The sequence below is a fragment of the Streptomyces sp. S3(2020) genome, assembly GCF_013044505.1.
Lineage (GTDB): Bacteria > Actinomycetota > Actinomycetes > Streptomycetales > Streptomycetaceae > Streptomyces.
This window is the reverse complement of record NZ_JABERD010000382.1, coordinates 1-4,861: the sequence shown is the minus strand read 5'-3', so window position 1 is coordinate 4,861 and position 4,861 is coordinate 1. Positions and strand designations below refer to the sequence as shown.

6 protein-coding genes are annotated in these 4,861 nt (G+C 69.3%); 4 read left to right on the top strand and 2 right to left on the bottom strand.

What is annotated here, in order from left to right; translation table 11 throughout:
* The 4 genes from HLK59_RS48115 to HLK59_RS48100 form a co-directional block, all read left to right on the top strand.
* Window positions 1-165, top strand: a 165-nt coding sequence (locus tag HLK59_RS48115; RefSeq protein WP_171148009.1) for an LAETG motif-containing sortase-dependent surface protein, incomplete at its 5' end; no start/stop codon positions are given.
* 383 nt (window positions 166-548) lie between these two features.
* Complete coding sequence (gene thrS, locus HLK59_RS48110; RefSeq protein ID WP_171148008.1) at window positions 549-1,793, top strand: threonine--tRNA ligase; 1,245 nt, start codon at window positions 549-551, stop codon at window positions 1,791-1,793.
* A gap of 27 nt (window positions 1,794-1,820) precedes the next feature.
* Complete coding sequence (locus HLK59_RS48105; protein WP_171148007.1) at window positions 1,821-2,783, top strand: nucleoside hydrolase; 963 nt, start codon at window positions 1,821-1,823, stop codon at window positions 2,781-2,783.
* A 93-nt stretch (window positions 2,784-2,876) separates the two neighbouring features.
* Complete coding sequence (locus HLK59_RS48100; protein ID WP_171148006.1) at window positions 2,877-3,320, top strand: hypothetical protein; 444 nt, start codon at window positions 2,877-2,879, stop codon at window positions 3,318-3,320.
* A 166-nt stretch (window positions 3,321-3,486) separates the two neighbouring features.
* On the opposite strand, the gene HLK59_RS52240 is transcribed toward HLK59_RS48100, so the two are convergent.
* On the bottom strand, window positions 3,487-3,612 hold the full coding sequence (locus tag HLK59_RS52240; RefSeq protein ID WP_277349592.1) for a hypothetical protein: 126 nt from the start codon (window positions 3,610-3,612) through the stop codon (window positions 3,487-3,489).
* A gap of 177 nt (window positions 3,613-3,789) precedes the next feature.
* Window positions 3,790-4,218, bottom strand: a complete 429-nt coding sequence (locus tag HLK59_RS48090) for a hypothetical protein (protein ID WP_171148005.1) — start codon at window positions 4,216-4,218, stop codon at window positions 3,790-3,792.
* Window positions 4,219-4,861: the final 643 nt, after the last annotated feature.

Genomic DNA, 4,861 nt, shown 5'->3' with positions numbered 1-4,861 from the left:
GGTCTCGGCGAGGTCGCCGCCGCCACCCCGAACGGCGGCGGCGACCTCGCCGAGACCGGCGGCTCCAGCGCCACCGGCCCGATCGCCCTCGGCGCGGCCGCCCTGCTGGCCGGCGGCGCCGGCATCGTCCTGGCGACACGCCGCCGTAAGGCGACGCGCGCGTAATCGCCCGTACGACGAGATGAACGCCGGGTCCGACCCATCAGGACCCGGCGTTCACGCACCCAGGGACCTACGCACCCGCCACGGTCGTGAGCGGTTCAGAGGCTTCAGGAGGTGCCGCCGTGCCGGAGTCCTCGGAGAACGCCTACGCGGTGAGCGGCATCTCTCCGGACGTGGTCATGGCGATCGGGAAAAGGGTTTCGCCCGGCCCGCGCCTGCCTGTTACGGTCCCGCCATGAAGCGCGCCAACCCGTCTCCCACGACGACGCCGGACCACGTCCCGGCGCGCTGACCCACGAACTGACGCGAACCCCGGGGCGAGTGCCCCGGGGTTTTCTGCTGTCCGGCGGGGCTCGCCCTCTCACCCGAACCGGAGAGGAACCGCCATGTCCGACCACGACCACGACCACGACCACGACCACGACCACCGCCGCCTCGGCCGAGAGCTCGACCTGTTCGACACCGACCCCCTGATGGGCGCGGGGCTGCCGTACTGGCTCCCGGACGGGGCCGTCGTACGGCACACCCTGGAGGAGTACGTCCGGGAGGCCGAGCGGGTCGCCGGCTACCGGCATGTGTACTCGCCCGTGCTCGGCAAACGGGAGCTGTACGAGATCTCCGGGCACTGGGACCACTACAGCGAGGACATGTTCCCGCCCATGGAACTGGGCAGCGAGCAGGTCGTGCTGCGGCCCAGCCTCTGTCCCCACCACGCCCTCATCTACCGCTCCCGCTCGCACAGCTACCGCGAACTCCCCCTCCGCATGGCCGAGTTGGGCGGCATGTACCGCTCCGAGCTGTCCGGTGTGCTCGGCGGGCTGACCCGGGTCCGGGCCATCCAGCTCAACGACGCCCATGTCTTCTGCACCCTGGAACAGGCCGTCGAGGAGGCCCGCGCCGCCCTCGGCCTGATCCGCCGCGCCTACGCCGACCTCGGCATCCGGGCCGCCCGGTACCGGCTGTCGCTGCCAGGGAAGGGCGACAAGTACGTGGCGGACCCGGACCTGTGGAAGCGGGCCACCGCCCTGCTGGAACAGGTCCTCGACGGGGTCGAGTACGAGGCGGTGGAGGGCGAGGCGGCCTTCTACGGCCCGAAGATCGACGTACAGATCACCGACCGCGCCGGCCGCGAGTCCACCCTGTCCACCGTGCAGATCGACTTCCACCAGCCCGAACGCTTCGACCTGCACTACATCGGCGCCGACGGGGCCAAGCACCGGCCGGTCATGGTGCACCGCAGCGTCATCGGCAGTGTGGAACGGGCGGTCGCGCATCTCATCGAGGAACACGACGGGGCGTTCCCGGCCTGGCTGGCACCGGTGCAGCTGGTCGTGCTGCCCGTCTCGGAGGAGCAGTACGACCAGGCGGACAAGACCGTACGCCGTGCCCTCGACCTCGGACTGCGGGCCGAACTCGCCGGCCCCGAGCACGGCACCCTCGGCGCCCGCATCCGCCGGTCACGGCTCGTGCCGTACGTCGCGGTGATCGGCGCGCGGGAGGCCGACGGCGACCTGGCCGCCGTACGGCTGCGAGACGGACGCAAACCGGGGGCGGTGCCGGCGGAGGAGCTGCTGCACCGCGTCCGGTCGGTCGTCGAGGCTCGCGGGGCCGAACTGTGGGCGGCTGCGTAAGGTCGGTCCCGACGGAAGGAGTCCATCGTGACCGCCCAGCCCATTCCCGTGATCATCGACTGCGACACCGGTGTCGACGACGCCCTGGCCCTGCTGTTCGCCGTACGCCATCCGGGCCTCGACGTCCGGGCGATCACCTGCGTGGCCGGGAACACCGACGTCGACGGTGTCGTACGCAACACCCTGACCGTCCTGGAGCAGGCCGGGGCCGGTGACATTCCCGTCGCGCGGGGCGCCGGGCGGCCGTTGGTCGAGCCGGCCCGGTCGGCGAAGCATGTGCACGGGCAGGACGGGATGGGCGACCTCGGACTGCCCGCGCCGACCCGGCGGCCGGTCGACGTGGACGCGGTGACGCTGCTGCGGCGGGAGATCCTCGCGTCGCCCCGGCCGGTGACGCTGATTCCGACGGCGCCGCTGACGAACATCGCGCTGCTGCTGCGGACGCATCCCGAGGTCACCCGCAACATCGAGCGGATCGTCTTCATGGGCGGCGCGGTGGAGATCGGGAACGCCACACCCGTAGCCGAGTTCAACGTCTGGCACGACCCGGAAGCGGCGGCAATCCTGCTGACCGCGGGAGTGCCGATCACCATGTACGGCCTCGACGTCTTCACCCGCGTCCTGGTGCCCGCGGCGGACGTCCAACGACTGCGGGCGAGTCCGGAGCCACGGCTCCGGCTGGCGGGCGAGTTGCTGGCCCACCGTGATCCGGCGACGTCCGGCGACCCCACACCCACGGGAGGTCTCGGGGACGCGGGTGCGGTGTGCGCGGTGGTGGACCCGGGCGGACTGACGACCGAACTGCTGCCGGTCGAGGTGAGTCTCGCGCCGGGGGCGACTCGCGGCCAGACGATCGTCGACCGTCGTCCTCGCCCCGGTGAGGCCGAGATCCACGAGGGAGAACGCGAACTGGCCTTGGTGGACGTGGGCCTGGACGTCGATGTCGAGCGTTACGTGAAGCTGTGGCTGACGACGGTCGAGGGCGCCTGAACGTCACTCGACGGTGAGCCGGGAGCGCACCGAGCGGCTCTTGGGACTGCACCCCTTGGGGTGCAGTCCTTGAGAGAGCCCTAGCCTCACACCATGAATGACGCAGTCGAGGCCGAGGACGCTGTCAGGAACCGCTGCCTGAGAGCAGCCCGCCTGCTTGCCCCATGTGAGAGCTACTTCGTCGAACGGGTCTCGTTCGGGACAGTGGACGACGGTGAATGTGTGGATGTCTTCCTCAGGGAAGGTCCGCAAAAGCCAGACATCGTGATCTCGCTCGCCGGTCTCCATCACATCAAGACAGGAGATTCGGCCGCGGTCCCAAGCTCCTTCATCGACGAGATCCTGCTGGATTACCTCCCCCGGCTGCCACACCCATGGCCTGACGACGCCACCGGTCTCATCGACCGCTCCGCCGATCTCCCCGAGTTGGTGCGGCTCCGGATCACAGGGCCTTCGGAGGTCGATGTCGTCGCATCCTGTCTCACCGTCTACACGGCGATGAGTGACGACGAAGCGAGCTTGCCGCTACATGAATGAACAACGCCCGAGCGGCTGCTGTACCGCAGGCCGACCGGGCGATCAACGGCACCAAGGGATCGCGCAAGTTGAGCGGTGTGCCTCGTCTCGGGCGCTGACGTGGCGGTGTGTGACTGTCGTGGTGGTGATCGTCCCGTGGACGCAGAGCGCCCGTGGGCCTGCGTGATCATTTCTCTTCTCCAAGCAGAACGATCACGCGGGAGCCACGGGCTTGGTCGGCGATACGACGTTGCTGCTCGATCTGCACGGGGTGTCCGTCGTACAGGTCGAACTGCTGGCTGACGGAGGGCACCGGGTTCACCTGGTGACGACCAACGCGCAGCCAGGGCGGCGAGTGCCTGGAGGTCGCTCCCTGCCCCCACGCCGTCCACATCCGCGACCGCAAGTGCAAGGAAGACGCCCCCGGCTCACGTTGTCCCCCGTCGCCTGGGACGTCTTCCTCGTCTGTGCCTGCGAGTAGCCTGCGGGGTCAGGCGACGCCGCAGCTTCCCGGGCCGAAGCCCGTCCACTCCCCGGAGCTTGCCTCGCCGTAGCCCGCCCAGATACAGACGCCCGTACCCTCGGCATAGCTCTTGTCGACGTTCTTCGTCGAGCCGTTGCCACCTGTGTTCCAGATGGTGAAGTCGTAGCCACCGCCGCTCCGGTACGGCGCGACGTCGACCTTCATGACGGCGTCCCAGCCGTCGGCACAGGTGTCGGTCAGGTGGAACGCCTCGCCCTCGGCCGTAAACACACCCTTCGAGCTGTGCGCACAGTTGGACCGGGCGCTCTCGCCGTACACGGTCGCGTTGGTCTGCGCGAACGCCGGCGAACCCGCGAGGCCGATCATCGCCGTCGCGGCGACGACGACTCCCCCGACGCGGAACTTGGTCAACCGCTTGCGAACGGAAGTGTTCATATTTCCCCCAAACAGACTGGGGCCGCGACGGCGGCACCCAGGCGTTTCCTATGTTCGATCAACGGAGCCGAACCTAGCGGGCCCTCGCCGGGCCCACCAGGACAGTCGACGCAGAACCAAGATCTGTGGACACGTTGCCAAGACTCTGTGGACGCATTGCGTCTGGTCCGGCTCCTCGCTGCCCTTGAGATCACGATGCCGGGACACGGGAACGAGCCGCGCCCCTGGCCCGGCACCGGACGCAATCCGCCACCGCGGGCTCGCCAGACTGCGGCGGGGCTTCATTTCAGCTGACTTTGGCTACCGGATACGGCCCGAACATTCGGCAACCGATTTCACTGCGGGACGCCTCGTCCCGATCGCGTGAACTCATCACTGGTCAGCACAACTCTGTCAGGAGGTATGCGCAGGGCGGCGGTCTGTTCACGCCCGGCGTTGATCCAGACGGGGAACGTCTCGTCTTCCCCGGCGAGCCCTGCCCCCAGGCACCGGTCCCCCAAACGGCCCGCCGCGCTGGTGGCCCCCCACCCGCGATGCTCCCGTGGACCCATGAGCCGCCCTCTCCTCGCCCTCCAGCTGGCCGCCCTCCTCGCCACGACCGCCTGTTCCGCCATCGCCACGGACAAGGCGCTCCCCGCCAAGA

Coding starts and splice junctions, on each gene's coding strand:
- thrS (WP_171148008.1), top strand. CDS start 549: ATGTCCGACCACGACCACGACCACGACCACGACCACGACCACCGCCGC.
- HLK59_RS48100 (WP_171148006.1), top strand. CDS start 2,877: ATGAATGACGCAGTCGAGGCCGAGGACGCTGTCAGGAACCGCTGCCTG.
- HLK59_RS48090 (WP_171148005.1), bottom strand. CDS start 4,218: ATGAACACTTCCGTTCGCAAGCGGTTGACCAAGTTCCGCGTCGGGGGA.